Origin of the sequence: Thermococcus sp., assembly GCF_027011145.1 — an archaeon.
Lineage (GTDB): Archaea > Methanobacteriota_B > Thermococci > Thermococcales > Thermococcaceae > Thermococcus.
In genome coordinates, this window is sequence record NZ_JALVAO010000039.1 from 12,976 (window position 1) to 30,166 (window position 17,191).

General features: G+C 50.8%; 16 protein-coding genes and 1 tRNA gene. 13 read left to right on the forward strand and 4 right to left on the reverse strand.

The window, feature by feature from the left end; translation table 11 throughout:
• Positions 1-25 precede the first annotated feature (25 nt).
• A complete protein-coding gene (locus MVG27_RS04045) occupies positions 26-280 on the reverse strand; it encodes a hypothetical protein (RefSeq protein WP_297549783.1) in 255 nt (84 codons plus the stop codon).
• A gap of 125 nt (positions 281-405) precedes the next feature.
• Between MVG27_RS04045 and MVG27_RS04050 the strand changes: the two genes are divergently transcribed.
• Positions 406-2,445 carry a 1,4-alpha-glucan branching protein gene (locus MVG27_RS04050; RefSeq protein WP_297549785.1) on the forward strand — a complete coding sequence of 680 codons (2,040 nt, stop codon included), beginning with the start codon at positions 406-408 and terminating at the stop codon, positions 2,443-2,445.
• Here MVG27_RS04050 and MVG27_RS04055 read toward each other — a convergent pair.
• Together MVG27_RS04055 and MVG27_RS04060 are read right to left on the reverse strand one after the other, a co-directional pair.
• A complete protein-coding gene (locus tag MVG27_RS04055) occupies positions 2,442-3,176 on the reverse strand; it encodes an alpha-glucosidase (RefSeq protein ID WP_297470138.1) in 735 nt (244 codons plus the stop codon). The genes MVG27_RS04050 and MVG27_RS04055 overlap by 4 nt on opposite strands.
• Positions 3,177-3,331: 155 nt before the next feature.
• Complete coding sequence (locus MVG27_RS04060; RefSeq protein ID WP_297549787.1) at positions 3,332-4,897, reverse strand: sodium-dependent transporter; 1,566 nt, start codon at positions 4,895-4,897, stop codon at positions 3,332-3,334.
• A 594-nt stretch (positions 4,898-5,491) separates the two neighbouring features.
• On the opposite strand from MVG27_RS04060, the gene gdhA reads away from it, so the two are divergent.
• Positions 5,492-6,754 carry a glutamate dehydrogenase gene (gene gdhA / locus MVG27_RS04065; protein WP_297549789.1) on the forward strand — a complete coding sequence of 421 codons (1,263 nt, stop codon included), beginning with the start codon at positions 5,492-5,494 and terminating at the stop codon, positions 6,752-6,754.
• Between the two features lie 57 nt (positions 6,755-6,811).
• Here gdhA and MVG27_RS04070 read toward each other — a convergent pair whose 3' ends face one another.
• Entirely contained in the window at positions 6,812-7,978 is a 1,167-nt protein-coding gene (locus tag MVG27_RS04070; protein ID WP_297549820.1) for a hypothetical protein, read from the reverse strand.
• A 102-nt stretch (positions 7,979-8,080) separates the two neighbouring features.
• Here MVG27_RS04070 and psmB point away from each other — a divergent pair, with 102 nt between their 5' ends.
• From psmB to dnaG, 11 genes are all read left to right on the forward strand, one after another.
• Positions 8,081-8,689 (forward strand): archaeal proteasome endopeptidase complex subunit beta, encoded by a 609-nt coding sequence (psmB, locus tag MVG27_RS04075; protein WP_297549791.1) that lies wholly within the window; start codon positions 8,081-8,083, stop codon positions 8,687-8,689.
• A gap of 10 nt (positions 8,690-8,699) precedes the next feature.
• A complete protein-coding gene (locus MVG27_RS04080) occupies positions 8,700-10,646 on the forward strand; it encodes a beta-CASP ribonuclease aCPSF1 (protein WP_297549793.1) in 1,947 nt (648 codons plus the stop codon).
• 74 nt (positions 10,647-10,720) lie between these two features.
• Positions 10,721-11,089: a hypothetical protein gene (locus tag MVG27_RS04085; protein WP_297549795.1), complete on the forward strand. Its 369-nt coding sequence runs from the start codon at positions 10,721-10,723 to the stop codon at positions 11,087-11,089.
• Between the two features lie 4 nt (positions 11,090-11,093).
• Complete coding sequence (rpiA, locus tag MVG27_RS04090) at positions 11,094-11,783, forward strand: ribose-5-phosphate isomerase RpiA (protein ID WP_297549797.1); 690 nt, start codon at positions 11,094-11,096, stop codon at positions 11,781-11,783.
• 46 nt (positions 11,784-11,829) lie between these two features.
• Positions 11,830-11,917, forward strand: a tRNA-Leu gene (locus MVG27_RS04095).
• A 737-nt stretch (positions 11,918-12,654) separates the two neighbouring features.
• Positions 12,655-13,134: a dCTP deaminase gene (gene dcd, locus MVG27_RS04100; protein ID WP_297549822.1), complete on the forward strand. Its 480-nt coding sequence runs from the start codon at positions 12,655-12,657 to the stop codon at positions 13,132-13,134.
• Between the two features lie 272 nt (positions 13,135-13,406).
• Positions 13,407-13,610, forward strand: coding sequence for an archaeal histone HpkA (hpkA, locus tag MVG27_RS04105; RefSeq protein WP_042688694.1), 204 nt, complete (start codon positions 13,407-13,409; stop codon positions 13,608-13,610).
• A 71-nt stretch (positions 13,611-13,681) separates the two neighbouring features.
• Positions 13,682-14,956 (forward strand): TIGR04013 family B12-binding domain/radical SAM domain-containing protein, encoded by a 1,275-nt coding sequence (locus MVG27_RS04110; protein ID WP_297549799.1) that lies wholly within the window; start codon positions 13,682-13,684, stop codon positions 14,954-14,956.
• Positions 14,957-15,003: 47 nt separating this feature from the next.
• Positions 15,004-15,336, forward strand: a complete 333-nt coding sequence (locus MVG27_RS04115; RefSeq protein WP_297549801.1) for a hypothetical protein — start codon at positions 15,004-15,006, stop codon at positions 15,334-15,336.
• Positions 15,337-15,380: 44 nt separating this feature from the next.
• Positions 15,381-15,782, forward strand: a complete 402-nt coding sequence (locus MVG27_RS04120) for a toprim domain-containing protein (protein ID WP_297549803.1) — start codon at positions 15,381-15,383, stop codon at positions 15,780-15,782.
• Positions 15,779-17,152, forward strand: a complete 1,374-nt coding sequence (gene dnaG, locus MVG27_RS04125) for a DNA primase DnaG (protein WP_297549805.1) — start codon at positions 15,779-15,781, stop codon at positions 17,150-17,152. Before MVG27_RS04120 ends, dnaG begins: the two co-directional genes overlap by 4 nt.
• The last annotated feature ends 39 nt before the right edge of the window (positions 17,153-17,191 follow it).

Consider the following 17,191-nt stretch of genomic DNA (forward strand, 5'->3'; position numbering starts at 1 on the left):
AGAATCCTAAGGGGAGGTTAAAAGGTTAAAGCCTCAACGCAAGAAGGACCAGCGCACCGGCAATGGCGAATGCCGCCCTCAGAGCGTCGCTCTTTTCGCTTTCAATCGCCTCGCTCAGCAGTCCGAAGGAAATCCCGACGAGTCCGATGTCGTAGAGAACGTAGGCCAGCTTTGTGAAGACCCCCATTGGCGATGCTAGGATTCCCAGAACGGCCCCGAGGAGAACAACCGCCAGGGCGCCTGCTACGAACCCGCTCTCCGCACCTTTTGTAATGCTCATGTCATCACCACCTTCAATTAGAGCCTCGGGATAAAACGTTTTCTATTGCACACTTCTGGACATGATGACAGGTCTGTTCCGAATAAGGTTAAATACGATGAAACTTAAACACCACCGGTGATACTATGAGGGGCTACGTTACCTTCGTCCTTCACACTCATTTGCCATACGTCAGGAAGCACGGGAAGTGGCCATTCGGGGAGGAGTGGCTCTACGAGGCGATGAGCGAGAGCTACCTGCCCCTTTTGATGGAGTTTGAGAGGCTCCGCGATTCCGGCGTTCGCTTTCAGCTGGTCGTCAACATAACACCGGTCCTCATGGAACAGCTTGCCGACGAATACATCAAGGCGGAGTTTGAGAAATACCTCCTGAGAAAAATCGAGAGAACCAGAGAGGACCTTGAGTCAGGCAAATATCCTGAAAAACCGGTTAGAGATGTCCTTAACCACTTTGAGCGTGTCTACTCATACTGGAAGGCCATAAACGGTGACATCGTTGGTAAGTTCCGGGAATTACAGGAGCAGGGATATCTTGAGGTTATAACGTCTCCTGCAACGCACGCCTACTTGCCCCTTCTCCTCAGGGAGGAGGCAATAAGGGCCCAGATAGCAAACGGTATAGCTACCTATGAGAAGCATTTCGGAAGGAAACCCAGGGGAATGTGGATTTCCGAGTGCGCCTACAGGCCGGGAGGAGAATGGAAGCTCCCCGGCGGAAGGAAGGTTAGGGGAAAGGGCATCGAGAAGTTCCTGGAGGAGTTCGGTATAAAATACTTCTTCGTTGAGAGCAACCTCATTGATGACGGTCCGGTCAGTGACTCCTACGGTGAGCCCCTCCCCACTGGTTCCCTCGCGACACTTAGGCCATACTGGGTTAAGGGTTCGAAGGTTGCCGTCTTTGGGAGGAACAGGGATACTGGTTATCAGGTCTGGAGCGCCCATTTCGGCTATCCCGGTGATTTCTGGTACAGGGAGTTCCATAAGAAGGCCGAGAGGAGCGGAAACCAGTACTGGCGTGTGACCGGAAAGGACGTTGACCTTGGCGATAAGGACTTCTACGACCCCTCTAAAGCCATGGAACGGGTTGAAGAGCACGCGAGACACTTTGTTCAGCTCGTTGGAACCCTCTTGAAGGAATTCGAGAAGAAAACGGGTGAGAAGGGGATAGTCGTTTCGCCCTACGATACGGAACTCTTCGGCCACTGGTGGTATGAGGGGGTTAAATGGCTCGGGCGCGTTCTTGAACTCCTGGCTGAAAGCGGAATCAGGACGACGACGCTGTCAGCTTTCCTCGACAACTATCCGGGCGAGAGGCGTGAAATTGACCTCCCCGAAGGGTCTTGGGGTGCCAACGCCGACCACTCAACGTGGTGGAACAGGGAAACTGAATGGGCGTGGGAGGAAGTCTACAGGGCAGAGGAGAGAATGGTTGCCATAGCGAGTCGCTTTTACGGAAAAGACGGACTCGGAGATAGGGCCATTGAACAGTTGGCGAGAGAACTTCTAATCCTTGAGGCAAGCGACTGGGAATTTTTGATAACCACCGGGCAGGCCAGGGAATACGCGAGGAGAAGAATACTAACCCACAGCAGGGACTTCCAGAGGCTGGCGAATGAAATCGTGGAGTACTTCAAAACGGGAGAAATGGACGTTTCCTTCCTTGAGGAGCTTGAGGAACGCGACAACCCCTTCAGGCCCGTCTTAGTGGGCCACTACGTAAGCCCTAATCCCCCGGAGCTGAGGGAGTTCGTTGAACCGCCGGAGGTTCCGTCAGATTCGAAAGAGGAGGAAAGCGGAGAAACCTCCGTGGAAGCTGGAGTTGAGCCTGGGGAGAGCGGTTTCAAGGGTTCCGGCGAGAGGTTTTACGCCACATCACTGGCTCTCGTTAAGAGGAGAAGGCCAAGGGTTCCCCTCACGAAAAGGCTTGATACGAGGCTCGTCAAGAGGGTTGAATCAACGAGGGGAAAGCTAAGGTCAGAAAATAAGCAGAAACCTAAGCTAAAGCGCCTTATAGACGTTAAGGGAATAGGTCCCAAAACCCTTGCGAGGCTCAACAGGGCCGGTGTAAAAACGCCGGAGGATTTGCTGAAAGCGGACCTCGAGGAGCTCGCGAGAAAAACGGGGGTATCAATAAAAAGGTTGAGAAGGTTCGTGGAACAGCTTTAGAGGAACGCGTGGCGGTGCTTGTAGAGGAGGTAAAGTCCGGATAGTATCAGGTACAGTTCAACGGCACTCAGGACGACCATGAATATCAGCCACCCCTCAACGAACTGAGGGCTTTTGTTTATAGTTCCGGCTATTTTTTCTATTGCTCCAGGTGTTGTCAGTTGCCTTATTCCATAGGTCAGGCCCATTACTCCCTGGATTATCGGTATTGGCGCTGCAGAGTACGCCAGCAGAAGGCCCAGATATCCTCTCCTCTGAAGGGACAGCATGGACAGTATTATTGGAATCGCAAGAATCAGGGCCGTCACTGCCATTATCTGGCTCATGTACACTCCAACAAGAAGGAAGAACGCGGTCATTCCGAAAATATACGTCCTGTAGGCCTTTTTCAGGGCCTTGAGCATTTCGGGGTCGAAGTCGTAGACCGCTGATTTGGAGTATAGGTTCATTTTTTTGACCCTCTCAAGGTATTTCTTCTTTCCTTCCCTTTCAATGCCCTTGTCGGTGCTCATGTTTTTCAGCTCTTTGGCCTTTTTGAAGAAAAACTCTGCAAGTTCGACGTTGTCTTTTTTGACGTTTTTGGCCAGCCGTCTAAAGTTTTCAGCGGCTTCCTTGAGGAGGGAGATGACCTTCTTCTTCTCCTTCTCGTTCAAAACTGTTAGCCTCTCTACCCTTGGTATTGTCGTTTCCAGAACCTCGGCTGTATCCTCAAGAATTCCCGGGCTTTTCACCACTATCCCTCCAAAACTAAAAAAAGAAGGGGGTTTAAGACCCTTGCCCCTGTTTCTCGGCTTCAAGGAGCTTTCCTATGCTCCAGAACATCATTGCAAAAATTACAAACCATGCGAAGAGCATGTAGATAACCCAGCTCCCCATTTCTATCACCTCAGACCTTTATCAGTACCTCGTTCTTTTCTATTTCTTCGCCGTACTTCTTCTTGATGGCGAAGTACGTTTCAATGGCTCCAATGATGAACATTACTATTATCACTGCACCGACGGTTGGCGGTATTCCTCCGCTGACAAAGCCCTTGAACGTTCCAATCAGTGGGATAAGCAGGAATATTGGTGCCACGATGAGGGTTATCCACTTGTAGAACGTTGGTATCTTAACGTAAGCTCCCTTGTGGAGTTCCTCCCAGAAGTTGTCTGGCTTGAAGAGATACACTGCAACTATGATATCAATGAGTGCCAGCAGGGTCAGCTGGAAGCTTATCCAGTTGTCGAGCGGTGTAACGTATTTGTCAAGCCCAATGTATATAACTGGCAGTCCGAGGATGAAGTATATCAGCAGGACTAACCACGTTCCAACATTCCTCTTGATTCCGAGATCCTCTTCAAAGAGTGCCACTAGGTAGTTGTACATAGCTATTGCTGATGTCCAACCGGCAAACCAGAGGAGCAGGAACCACAGTGCGCCGAAGAACCTTCCAATTTGTCCCATACTGACGAAAACGTTTGGCAGGCTTGTGTAGGCGAATCCAAGTCCGAACTTGTGGCCTATCCATGCCAAGGCAGCGTTTTTACCTTGGGCAAGAACATCAGGTGGTACAATCTTTGGAGCGTAGGCGGTTGCGAGAGGTATTGCAAGTGAACCACCGAGGACAACCTCTGCAAACTCGTTGAGCGAAACCGTTGCAATGCCTGAGAGGGCAACGTCATCGTTTGGTCCGAGATAGCTTGCGTAGTTCTGGATTATACCCATACCCAGGGAGAGCGTGAAGAATATCTGTCCCGCTGCTGCGAGCATGACTGTTGCAAAGTGTGCCTTGAGGTAAGCCCAGTTTGGAGTCCATATGAAGGCAAAACCATCGAGTGTGCTCCAGTTCGGGTCAATCGGGGATCCAAGAACGAAGACATATCCAACCATTATGATAGCGAAGATATAGAGCAACGGCATCATGACTTTGACCCACTTCTCAATACCCTTGCTGACACCTCTTCCAACTGCTATGGCTATGGTAACTATTGTGATACCCCAGAACAGGAATACCTCAGTGTGGTTGCTGAGATAGTTGCTGAAGAACTGTCCGGTGTTCTTGCCGAAGTACGCTCCTGTAATGCTGAACCACGTGTACGCGGCGGACCAGCCTATAAGATGCAGGTAGTAGCTGTTGAGCAATGTAACTCCGGCAAAAGCTACCATACCGCTGATTATTCCCATTATGAGGGCGCTCCTTGGCTTGAGGCTCTCCCTTGCCATAAGGTAGTAACTGGGACCCAGTGTTCCGTGACCGTATTTACCTCCGTACCTTCCGGCAACCCACTCAACCCACATGATGGGTATTCCTAGGAAGAACAGTGCCAGGAAGTACGGCACCATGAATGCGCCGCCACCGTTCTGGGCAACCTGGGTTGGGAACCTAACGAAGTTACCCAGTCCGACTGCGTTTCCAGCCATAGCAAGAATTAAACCAATCTTGGTTGCCCATTGGTCTCTCTGTTGCTCCATTTTTAACCACCTCCATTCAGGAGTGTCTCATGCTGGATGCAACCCCTCTGTAGAGGGGCACTATGTATAAAGAGCATCACTGTTTAAAAAGCTTTTTGAAGTCCTTTTTCGACGAAAGACGTTTTACTTTGCCGTAAAATAACGCGAAATGGTCTGATTGTCATTTTTTCAGAAACACAGCTTAATTCTTCTTAATTGGTCCCATAATGACAAATAGTTTTAGAATAAACATGCTAATATGACAAAACAAAACATGATATGTAATTCACGAAATAGTTTTAAACTGTTTTGTTCAACACAGAACGTCCGATGATTGGAATGAGAGTGAGCTGACTTGTGATGACCGACTTCTCGCTGAGGATTTTTATTTTTTTCTTCATTATGGAACCGTATTGTTCATTAATGTCCATAAAATCTTGGATGCACATCCCTCTTTTTAGCTAAAAATTTCGGGAGGGGTTTTTATTTCTCCGAAAATTTGAGATAATAACTTTTTGTTGAAAACTAAGCCTTCTCCGGGCTTTTTTCCGAAAGGTTTATATATGCAAAGGCCGTAACCCATATCGCAGATTACCGAAAACTGAGGTGATAAAAATGGTCGAGATTGACCCGTTTGAGATGGCCGTTAAGCAGCTCGAAAGGGCTGCACAGTTTATGGACATAAGTGAAGAAGCTCTTGAGTTTCTCAAAAGACCCATGAGAATCCTTGAGGTTAGCATACCCATTGAGATGGACGATGGTTCTGTTAAGGTTTTCACAGGTTTCCGCGTTCAGTACAACTGGGCAAGAGGTCCCACAAAGGGTGGTATTCGCTGGCACCCTGCTGAGACTCTCAGCACTGTTAAGGCCCTTGCCGCTTGGATGACATGGAAAACAGCCGTCATGGATCTGCCCTATGGTGGAGGTAAGGGTGGTATCATCGTCAATCCAAAGGAGCTTTCCGACAGAGAGAAAGAGAGACTCGCGAGGGGCTACATTAGGGCAATCTATGACATAATCAGCCCCTATACAGACATTCCGGCTCCTGACGTTTACACCAATCCGCAAATAATGGCCTGGATGATGGACGAGTACGAGGTCATCAGCAGGAGAAAAGTCCCGAGCTTTGGAATAATTACTGGTAAGCCACCCGGTGTTGGTGGTATTGTTGCCAGAATGGACGCTACGGCCAGAGGAGCGAGCTATACTGTTCGCGAAGCCGCGAAAGCTATTGGTTGGGACGACCTCAAAGGCAAGACCATAGCCATTCAGGGTTACGGTAACGCCGGCTACTACATGGCCAAGATCATGAGCGAAGAGTATGGTATGAAAGTTGTAGCTGTTAGCGACAGTAAGGGTGGTATCTACAACCCGGACGGTCTCAACGCTGATGAAGTTCTTAAGTGGAAGAGAGAACATGGTTCAGTTAAGGACTTCCCAGGTGCTCAGAACATCAGCAACGAAGAGCTCCTCGAACTTGATGTTGATGTCTTAGCTCCTGCAGCGATAGAGGGAGTTATTACCAAGGACAACGCGGACAAGATCAAGGCCAAGATTGTTGCGGAGCTTGCGAACGGTCCAACAACACCAGAAGCTGATGAGATACTTTACGAGAGAGGTATCTTGGTCATACCAGACTTCCTCTGTAACGCCGGTGGTGTCACCGTCAGCTACTTTGAGTGGGTTCAGAACATAACTGGCGAGTACTGGGATGTCGAGACAACGAGGGCCAAGCTTGACAAGAAGATGACTAAGGCATTCTGGGATGTCTACAACACCCACAAGGAGAAGAACATTCACATGAGAGATGCAGCTTACGTCGTTGCTGTCAGCAGGGTTTACGAAGCCATGAAATGGCGCGGATGGGTCAAGAAGTGATTTTCTTTCCTTTTCCTTCTCAATTCTCTGTTCTTTATGAGGATAATAAAAAGAGAATTAGCCCTTTGTCCAGTAATCCTTTTCCTCGATCATTGCCCTTATCATTTCGTCCTCGTTCCGGAACATCGTCCTCCTTGAGGGGTTCTGCATGCCGTAGAACTCCATGAAGGGGCTGGGCCTCCTCCTGAAGGGGTAGTAGAGGTATATGGCCGCGAGCGTTCTATATGCCTCCGCCATCTCGCTAACAACTCCAGCGGAAACACCTTCCGCATAGTGGTAAACCGCTATAGCCTTACTGACATCAACGAGGTTGAAATCACGTTCAACGAGCTGTCTCCTGAGTATCTCTGTGGCTTGTTCAATGTCTTCCCTCTCAAGTTCATCAACCTCGTTGCCGTCGAGGAGGTGCTTTATCTTAATCCTCTTTATGTTCGGATTTTGCATCACTTGGTTGTCGTATTCCGCCACAACCCACCAGTCATCTAAAGCTCCGGGGTCGAGGACGGTAAAGTGCTCGCTCAGTTTGTTATAGAAGTCCCTAACGCGGTGGTAGTATTCTTCTTCGTGTCCAGTCATTGGGTAACTGAGATATACGAGTGGCTTTTCCCTCTCCCGGAATATCAGGTCGAGAAAGACCTCGTAGGGATGCCTTATGCCGAACTGGAGGATGTATCGGACGTTTATACCCTCCTTCTTGAGCTCGTGGACGAGCGTTTTGACGTGGTTTATGGCATCTTCACGCCACATGACGAGGGTTGTGAGCTTTATGTTGTTAGGGTTGTTGCCAAAGCGCTCGAACCACTCCGGGTCGTTTATTATCCTCCTCCTCACCGAGAGCACGTCATCCAGAACTATTATCACCCTGTCAGGTTTTAGGAGCTTTAAATTGCTGAGGGTGAAGCCTATGACACTCCCGCTACCCCAGCGGAAGAGGCTCGGGGTTGAGACAAGGTGGTATTTTTTCTCACTGTTGTCTATCTCTTTCCTTATTCTATCAAAAGCTTCATCGCGGATTTCGTTCATCAGGTCCTGATGGCTTATCGCAAAGTCGAGGACATTCTTTCGGGTTATCTTGACCCCTCTCTCTTTTCCGACCTCCCGGAGATATTCAAAGACATGGTAGTAAGCGTAGCTCTCCCCGCTGGCCCTTTCAAGGGCCTCGCTCAGGTATTCGTCGCGCCCGTTCAAGGGTGGGCCTGTTAAAAGAATTACCTCCTTTTTCATCTCAACCACCACTGGAGATTGAGCGAAACCTTTAAATACTCTTTCTATAAGCCGGGTTCAGAGGTTCTTCTATTCTAAAAACCAACTCCAGGGGTGTTGTAATTGACTGAGAATCTAAAGGGAACCACTACCGTCGGAATAGTTTGCAAGGACGGTGTAGTTTTAGCTGCCGACAGAAGGGCATCACTGGGCAATATGGTGCTTTCTGAGGGCGTTACGAAGGTCTTCCAGATAGACGAGCACTTGGCCCTGGCAGGGGCCGGAAGTGTCGGTGACATACTTAGCCTTGTAAGGTTCCTTCGCGCTGAGGCAAAGCTCTACCGCGCGAGGGTTGGCAGGGAGATGAGCGTTAGAGCTTTAGCAACTTTAACGGCAAACATACTTCACGGAAGCAGGTTCATGCCCTACTTCGGCTGGTTTCTCATAGCCGGTTACGACGAAAAGCCAGCGCTCTTCTCCATAGACATGGCCGGTGGCGTCACCGAGGACAAGTTCACCGCCGCCGGTTCCGGAATGGAGTTCGCCTTCTCGATACTCGAGGAGAACTACCGCGATGACCTCTCACTTGAGGATGGAATAAGGCTCGCCCTGAAGGCGATAAAGGCATCCACCAGAAGGGACGTTTTCACCGGAGGTGGAGTTACGCTGGTTACTGTAACTAAGGACGGCTACCGTGAGTGGACTGAGGAGGAGCTAAAAGCGCTGTTCTGAGGTGAGGACGTTGATTCGGAGGGAGACCTACGTTGACGAGATACTCAAGGACATCCGTGAAGTAATAAGCCAGATGGTTCCGCCGAATGCAAGAATAACGGACGTTGAGTTCGAGGGCCCAGAGCTGGTCATCTACACAAAGAACCCCGAGGCCATCATGAAGGATGGCGAGCTCATACGGAACCTCGCGAAGGTCCTCAAGAAGAGGATAAGCGTCCGACCGGACCCGGACATACTGATTCCCCCAGAAAAGGCCGAGGAAATGATAAAGGAGCTTGTTCCTAAGGAGGCCGAGATAACCAACATCAGCTTCGACCCCTCTGTTGGTGAGGTTCTGATAGAGGCCAAAAAGCCCGGACTGGTTATCGGCAAGAACGGCGAAACCCTTCGTTTAATCACGCAGAAGGTCCACTGGGCGCCGAGGGTCGTCAGGACTCCACCGCTCCAGAGCCAGACGATTTATTCCATAAGACAGATTCTCCAGAACGAGAGCAAGGACAGGAGGAAGTTCCTCAGGCAGGTCGGCAGGAACATCTACCGCAAGTCTGAATACAAGAGCCGGTGGATTAGGATTACCGGGCTTGGGGGTTTCCGCGAGGTCGGGAGGAGTGCCCTTCTGGTTCAGACCGACGAGAGCTACGTTTTGGTTGACTTTGGAGTGAACATAGCCGCGATGAAAGACCCCCTCAAGGCGTTTCCCCATTTCGACGCTCCCGAATTCCGGTACGTCCTTGATGAGGGTTTGCTCGATGCGATAATCATAACCCACGCTCACCTTGACCACAGCGGAATGCTTCCCTACCTCTTCCGTTACAAGCTCTTCGACGGGCCCATTTACACAACCCCGCCGACGAGGGATCTGATGACACTCCTCCAGCAGGACTTCATAGAGATTCAACACATGAACGGTCTCGAGCCCCTCTACCGGCCGAGGGACATCAAGGAGGTCATAAAGCACACCATAACCCTTGACTACGGCGAGGTCAGGGATATAGCCCCGGACATAAGGCTGACCCTCCACAACGCCGGCCACATACTCGGTTCGGCGATAGTTCACCTACACATAGGCAACGGCCTGCACAACATAGCAATTACCGGCGACTTCAAGTTCATTCCGACGAGACTCTTCGAGCCAGCTGTGAGCAGGTTCCCGAGACTTGAGACCCTCGTCATGGAGTCAACTTACGGTGGAAGCAACGACTACCAGATGCCACGTGAAGAGGCCGAGAAGAAGCTCATAGAGGTCATACGGGAGACGATTAAACGCGGTGGAAAGGTTCTCATTCCGGCGATGGCCGTGGGAAGGGCTCAGGAGATAATGATGGTTCTTGAGGAGTACGCGCGCGTCGGTGGCATAGAGGTTCCGATTTACCTCGACGGGATGATTTGGGAGGCAACTGCAATCCATACCGCCTATCCGGAATACCTCAGCAAGAGCCTCCGCGAGCAGATATTCCACGAGGGCTACAACCCGTTCCTCAATCCAATATTCAAGAGCGTGGCCAACAGCAGGGAAAGGCAGGACATAATAGACAGTGGAGAACCGGCGATAATCATAGCGACCTCGGGCATGCTCGTCGGTGGGCCGAGCGTTGAGTACTTCAAACAGCTTGCCCCGGACCCGAAGAACAGCATAATCTTCGTCAGCTATCAGGCGGAGGGAACCCTCGGAAGGCAGGTTCAGAGGGGCCTGAGGGAGATACCTCTCATAGGCGAGGACGGCAGGACTGAGGTGGTTCAGGTCAACATGGAGGTTCACACGATAGACGGATTCTCCGGTCACGCCGACAGGAGGGAACTCATAAGCTACGTCGCAAGGGTCAGGCCGAGGCCCGAGAGAATTATCACAGTCCACGGCGAGGCCCACAAGTGCCTTGATTTGAGCTCGAGCATCCACAGGAAGTTCGGCATATCAACGCGCGCCCCTAACAACCTCGATGCCATAAGGCTCAAGTGAGGGCATTGCTGAGCCCTTTCTCTTTTCGATAACGTTTTAAATATCTCCCACAACAGCCCCTTAGGTGGGAGGACGTGAAGATAGAGTACAAGTTCTCTTTCGCAGTTTACCTCTGGGGTATCATAACCGGAATAATCAGCGGAGTGCTCGCCTCTTACAACAGAAGCGCATGGATAATCGGCTTTCTGCTCTACCTCCTCATAGACAAGTTTGTCGTGGCACTAATCAAAGAGCTCCCCCCTGACGTTCCAGACGAGAGGGCGATACTCAGAAAGGCCTTCTGGGGCTGGCTGTTGTTCTGGCTGTACTTCACAATGCTCAGTTATTCCGTGGCAATAAACTTCCAGCCGGTCTGTTACTCGGACCAGAGCCTCCTCTACAAGCTCGTTCATAACGGAACCGCCAAGATAAAATGTGTGTTCAACGCCACTCTCTCGGGGTGATTGCATGAACGTTGAGGATATGAAAAAGGCAGTCGCCAAGGAAGCCCTCAAGCTCATTGAGGACGAGATGGTCGTTGGCCTCGGAACCGGTTCGACTACATCATACTTCATCAGATACCTCGGAAAGCTCATAATGGACGGGGAGCTTGAAGAAGTCTACGGCGTTCCCACATCGTACCAGGCGAGGCTTCTTGCCCTTGAATCCGGTGTCCCTGTGGTGGGCCTCGACGAAGTTGACGCGATAGACATAGCCGTTGACGGTGCCGATGAGGTTGACCCCTACATGAACCTCATCAAGGGGCGCGGTGGTGCCCTTACAATGGAGAAAATCATCGAGTACAGGGCCGGAATGTTCGTTGTCCTCGTTGACGAGAGCAAGCTCGTCGAGTGGCTCGGACAGAAAATGCCGGTTCCAATCGAGGTCATTCCTTCCGCGTGGAGGGCCATAGCGGAGGAGATAGAGGTCTTCAACGCGACTGCAGAGCTCAGGATGGCGGAGAAGAAGGACGGGCCGGTAGTTACGGACAACGGCAACTTCATACTTGACGCGAGGTTCCACCGCATTGATGACCCCCTCGACCTTGAGATAGAGCTCAACAACATCCCCGGAGTTGTGGAAAACGGAATATTTGCTGACATAGCGGACCTCGTTCTGGTCGGCACAAAGGAAGGGGTTAAGAGAATGGAGCGCTGAGGAAGCAAGGTTTATAAACATCAAATCTCTCCAATCCTTCGAAGGTGCGGGGGTTGCCGAGCCTGGTCAAAGGCGGTGGACTCAAGATCCACTCCCGTAGGGGTTCCGGGGTTCAAATCCCCGCCCCCGCACCACAGGAAACTTTTGCTTGGCAAAAGTTTCACCAAAGTTTGTGATTCTTCACTGGTTGGTTTTTGAAGGGAATTCACGTTAAGAGTATTCCTTATGAACGTTGGATTCTCATGAAGAGGGTTATCAATAAGGGTTCAACTCCACCGCGCTTCTTTGAAGCGCTAAAAGTCTGAACCACTCGAAAAGCGCCTAAATTACAAGAATCCAAACGTCAGATAAATAACTCCAAGACGAATCCCCTCAAAATTTACCCCTTTAAAAGGAATCACTGCCTTTGATGAAGCTTTTTCCAAAAGTTTCAGCGCCGCTTTCACTGTCGTTCAAGCGTCCTTAACGGATAGCGGAAGAGTAAGTGCTTTTTTGAAATTTGCAGTTTTTATGAGGGGGTTTCTCATCTCACTTGCTCCTTGGAGAGTGTTTCACTCTAAAACGGCGCCCTTCGGGCGTTAATCAGAGTTGAAACTGTCTGAGGGGGTTTCGTTTGGTGTTAAACCCTCCTTAAGTTGCTTTTTGAAAAGCGCACGAGTAGTTTTCTGCCAGCTTGATGAAGGGCATTCTTTTCGCCAGCCTTTCCTAAAAGCTGAACGCAAAGTTTGACTAGGGTTTGGAAACTTTGCAAAGGCAAGTTTCCTGGCCTCAGGAGTGGTGGCCCTCCGCACCCTTCGGTGCCGGGCCAACCGCTCATCACCGGCCAGATGTCTTTTTATAGCCCTAAGTTATATCCCTTTCGGTGGTTACGATGATGCTTCCGGATTGGAAGATAAGGAAAGAGATTCTAATCGAACCTTTCTCAGAGGAATCCCTTCAGCCAGCTGGTTACGACCTTCGCGTCGGTGATGAGGCTTACCTTAATGGCAAAATCGTCAATGTTAAGGAGCTTGAAACCATAGCAATTCCTCCAAAGGCTTACACCCTTATTCTGACTCTCGAACGAATTAAACTTCCTGATGACGTCATGGGTGACATGAAGCTCAGGAGCAGTTTGGCTAGGGAGGGTCTGATTGGTTCCCTCGCATGGGTTGACCCGGGCTGGGATGGGAAACTGACCCTCGGCGTTTACAATGCCTCTGACAAACAGGTTGAGCTCTCCTATGGCGAGCGCTTTGTCCAGATTGCCTTCATTCGCCTCGAGGGCCCGGCCAAGAATCCTTACAGAGGGCGGTATCAGGGAAGCGGGGAGATAGTCCTGTCCAAGCGCAGAAGTAGTGAGTCCAAGTGAGTTCCAAGAGTGTCCGTTGTGCACAAAGTCGCCATCTCGGCTGATTTTACTGTTTTGGGGGCCGTATCTGGGTGGTGCCCCCTTACGCTTTTTTAACAATTGTCGTAAACCCTACGATGTGCAAAGCCCGGTAGAGTTTTTCCTGTCTAGAATTGCCTTTGTATCTGGGGGTATGTTCGATTTAGGGCATTTAGAGACCTTTTTTACCGAAAGTTTTATATACCTCGAAATGCCTAGAAACTACCGAAAAAGCTTTTACGGAGGTGTTGTGAATGGCCGAGCTTCCGATTGCTCCGATTGACAGGCTTATTAGGAAGGCCGGCGCCGAGAGGGTCAGCGAGGAGGCCGCCAAGGTCCTCGCCGAGTACCTCGAGGAGTACGCCATCGAGCTCGCCAAGAAGGCCAACGAGTTCGCCAGGCACGCCGGTAGGAAGACCGTCAAGGCCGAGGACATCAAGCTTGCCATCAAGGCCTGAAGCCTTTTTGGCTTTTTAACTTCCCATTTCTGAACCGTTATCGTTTTAAGGCTCTTTTCGCGCTTTCGACCATGCCGGAAATAGCCGTTAGGATGACAAAGCGCAATCACAACGCTTTCGTTCACCTTCTTGGGGCCCTTGAGAGTCAGGGCTTCGATTTGGGTGAACTGCTCATAACCAAGGACTTTGGCGAGATACTGAAGGCAAAACCCAAGGTCGTCCTCTACTCCTTCTTCACCGAGGAAATCTGGGGTAACCTGCCGAGGGAGGTTAAACTCCTCAAGGAAAATGGTGCCCTTTTAGTGGCAGGAGGTTATCATGCCATAGCGATGCCAAAGCATACCCTCAACCAGCTCGGTTTTGACATAGCCGTCATCGGCGAGGGTGAGGAGGTGATATACCAGCTTCTCACGACGCTCAAGAGGACTGACTATAAAATAACCCCTGAGCTTGCGAACATAAAGGGGCTGGCGTTCTACCTAAACGGCGAGTTCGTCTTTACGGGTTTCGCCAAAGTGGAGGACTTCTGGCGCTTTCCGCCGTATCCGGAATCCGTTCGGCTGATTTCGCCGATAGAGATAAGCCGTGGCTGTCCGTTCCGCTGTTACTACTGTCAGACGCCCTACATAAAGGGCTTCCGAATGAGGCACAGGCCTATAGACCAGATTGTGAAGTACTCAAGAAGGATGAAGGACATGCGCTACATAACGCCCAACGCCTTCGCCTACGGCTCGCCGGGTGCGATACTCAAACTCAACAAGCTCGAGGCCCTTCTCAAAGCTCTGCAACCCCTCAGAAAAGAGGGAAGGAGACTGTTCTACGGCACCTTTCCAAGTGAGGTGAGGCCCGAGTTTGTTCTACCTGAGACACTTGAGCTACTCATCGACTACGCGGACAATAGGAGGCTGGCGATTGGTGCACAGAGCGGTGACGATGCAATGCTCAAAGCGATGCACAGGCTTCACAGGGTCGAGCACGTTAAAATGGCTGTGGAGTACATGCTCGAGTACGGCTTTGAGCCTGTTGTAGATTTCATTGTGGGCCTGCCAAACGAGACTGAGGAGAGCCAGCGCAGGAGCATCGAGCTGATGAAGTGGATTATGAGCAGGGGCGGGAAGGTGAGGGCTCACTACTTCATGCCCCTTCCGGGGACGCCATGGGCGCGGTGCAAACCTTCTCCCCTGAGTGAGGAGATGAAGCGCTTTTTGGGAAGGATGGCGGCGAAGGGAAAAATTGAGGGCTCGTGGGGGGTTCAGATAGAGCTCTCAAGGAGACTCCAGAAACTTATTGAGGAGTTCTACGAGGAACCGATGAGCTACCACGGTTCGATAACACCGGTTTGTTAGCCGGTGGGCGAAAACTATTTTTGAAGAGATATCCCAGTTTTATCGCCATGAGAAGATTGGCTCCACTCCTGGCTATCATGATTTCAACCCTGTTGGCCTATGTCATTTCAGGCGACCCTTACTTTGGGCTCTCGGTTTTTATAATGGGTGCTCTGATGTACGTTGTTGCCATTAATCCATCTATAGGGGGTCCGCTTTTTTACGGGCTCCTTGGTTTTCTCGGGGGCTTTCTCCTGGCTCTTCTCCTGGGGTTAACGGTATTCAAGAATTCAAGGATTGGAAGCTACGCACTCTTCTCACTCCTTATAATAGGCCCCGCTATTGCTCTGTTCATCGGAAAGAAAAACAATTATCGCCTCTGGTTCTCCCTGAAACCGTGACCCAAAAGCTTTTAACTCCAGGGAGTATTCGGTAGCGAGGCGTTATGTACGCCGAAAACTATAAAAGATTCCTGGAGCTTATAGACGAACTGCGAGAGTTTGAAGGTGCCCTCATCGTTGAGGGCATGCGAGACGAGGTAGCTCTGAGGAATCTGGGGGTCAGGGCGGAGATAATCCGGCTCTCCCGTCTGCCTCTACCAGAGGTCGCGCTCATTGCCTCATCATACAAAGAAATCAAAATACTCACGGATTTCGACAGGAAGGGTGAGGAGCTGGCCAAGAAGTTGCTTCGCTATCTGGCCGGTTATCCCTGCAGAGTGGACATTGAAACATGGAAGGAGCTTAGAAAACTGGTCAAGAAGGACATCAAGGGCGTTGAGGACCTCTACGGCCTTTACCTAAAGGTTGTCTCCGTTTCTGACCCCCGGCTGGAGGGGATTCGATGAAGAGAAAGAAAACGATACTCCAGCATGTTTTGACTGAAAAGCGAAAAAAGGCTAAAGAGGGTGGTTTTATGTCAGGAAAGGACGAGTTTGGAACTACCAAATACGTCATCTACGCCGAGTTTGAGGCTAACGGCATCGTTGAAAGGCCCGACGTTGTTGGTGCTATTTTTGGACAGACGGAGGGTCTCCTTGGGGACGACCTCGACCTCAGGGAGCTCCAGAAGACCGGAAGGATTGGCAGGATCCGCGTTGAGGTCCACAACAAGGCAGGCAAGACCTACGGAACAATAACGGTTCCGTCGAGCCTCGACAGGGTTGAGACCGCTATCCTCGCGGCTGCTCTCGAGACAATAGACCGTGTTGGTCCGGCAGAGGCCAAGATAAGGGTTCTTCGCATTGAAGATGTGAGGGCAACGAAGAGGAAGTACATCATCGAGAGGGCCAAGGAGATACTTGAAACTCTCATGGAGCAGGAGATTCCCGAAACTCAGGAGCTCACCGAGGAGGTTAAGAAAGCCGTCCGCGCCAAAGAGCTCATCGAGTACGGGCCCGAGAAACTTCCAGCTGGACCACACGTTCCGTTTTCGGATTCAATCATCGTGGTTGAGGGCAGGGCCGATGTGCTTAACCTTCTCAAGCACGGCATAAAGAACGCCATAGCCGTTGAAGGAACGTCCATTCCGGAGACCATAATCAAGCTCAGCAAGGAGAGGATAGTTACGGCCTTCACCGACGGTGACCGCGGTGGGGAGCTAATTCTTAAGGAGCTCCTCCAGGTTGCGGACGTTGACTACGTTGCAAGGGCTCCCGAAGGTAAGGAGGTTGAAGAGCTTACCAAGAAGGAAATCGTCAAGGCCCTGAGGAGTAAAGTTCCAGCGGAGCAGGTCATCAACGAGATGTTCAATAAAGGAAAGAGCTTCTACGACCTCATAAAGGAGAGGCAGGAGAAGCAGGAACCCAGAAAAGTTGAACCAAAGGAGCCAAGGGTTGTCCCGGTTAAGATCGAGGAGAGGAAGCCTGAGAAGGTCGAAAAGCCCGTCCCGAAGGAGGAGAAGATAGTCAAGCCCCTCGAGAAGGCCCAGACCCCGGAGCTTGAGGAGTTCAGTGAGTTCATCGAGCGCGTTAAGAAGGACGGCATAGCCCTCCTTCTCGACGAGAACAAAAACGTCATAGCCGAGATACCTGTGAGGGAGCTTACCAACCAGCTTAAAGAACGGAAGGACGTTTATGCCGTGGTCTTCAACGGCGTCATAACCCAGAGGCTCATCGATACCGTCAGCGAGACAGGGGTTAGATACCTGGTCGGGGCGAGGAAGTACAACGTCGTTAGAAGGCCGGTCAACCTGAAGATAATCACCTTTGCCGAGTGATTTTCCTCTTTTCTTCTTGCAAAGTTTTTAAAGGGGTAA

What these genes read in the sequence shown, in the direction of transcription:
- rpiA (WP_297549797.1), top strand. Translation starts at nt 11,094, where the DNA reads ATGAACGTTGAGGATATGAAAAAGGCAGTCGCCAAGGAAGCCCTCAAG.
- MVG27_RS04060 (WP_297549787.1), bottom strand. Translation starts at nt 4,897, where the DNA reads ATGGAGCAACAGAGAGACCAATGGGCAACCAAGATTGGTTTAATTCTT.
- hpkA (WP_042688694.1), top strand. Translation starts at nt 13,407, where the DNA reads ATGGCCGAGCTTCCGATTGCTCCGATTGACAGGCTTATTAGGAAGGCC.
- gdhA (WP_297549789.1), top strand. Translation starts at nt 5,492, where the DNA reads ATGGTCGAGATTGACCCGTTTGAGATGGCCGTTAAGCAGCTCGAAAGG.
- dcd (WP_297549822.1), top strand. Translation starts at nt 12,655, where the DNA reads ATGATGCTTCCGGATTGGAAGATAAGGAAAGAGATTCTAATCGAACCT.
- MVG27_RS04070 (WP_297549820.1), bottom strand. Translation starts at nt 7,978, where the DNA reads ATGAAAAAGGAGGTAATTCTTTTAACAGGCCCACCCTTGAACGGGCGC.
- dnaG (WP_297549805.1), top strand. Translation starts at nt 15,779, where the DNA reads ATGAAGAGAAAGAAAACGATACTCCAGCATGTTTTGACTGAAAAGCGA.
- MVG27_RS04110 (WP_297549799.1), top strand. Translation starts at nt 13,682, where the DNA reads ATGCCGGAAATAGCCGTTAGGATGACAAAGCGCAATCACAACGCTTTC.
- MVG27_RS04115 (WP_297549801.1), top strand. Translation starts at nt 15,004, where the DNA reads ATGAGAAGATTGGCTCCACTCCTGGCTATCATGATTTCAACCCTGTTG.
- MVG27_RS04120 (WP_297549803.1), top strand. Translation starts at nt 15,381, where the DNA reads ATGTACGCCGAAAACTATAAAAGATTCCTGGAGCTTATAGACGAACTG.
- MVG27_RS04050 (WP_297549785.1), top strand. Translation starts at nt 406, where the DNA reads ATGAGGGGCTACGTTACCTTCGTCCTTCACACTCATTTGCCATACGTC.
- MVG27_RS04045 (WP_297549783.1), bottom strand. Translation starts at nt 280, where the DNA reads ATGAGCATTACAAAAGGTGCGGAGAGCGGGTTCGTAGCAGGCGCCCTG.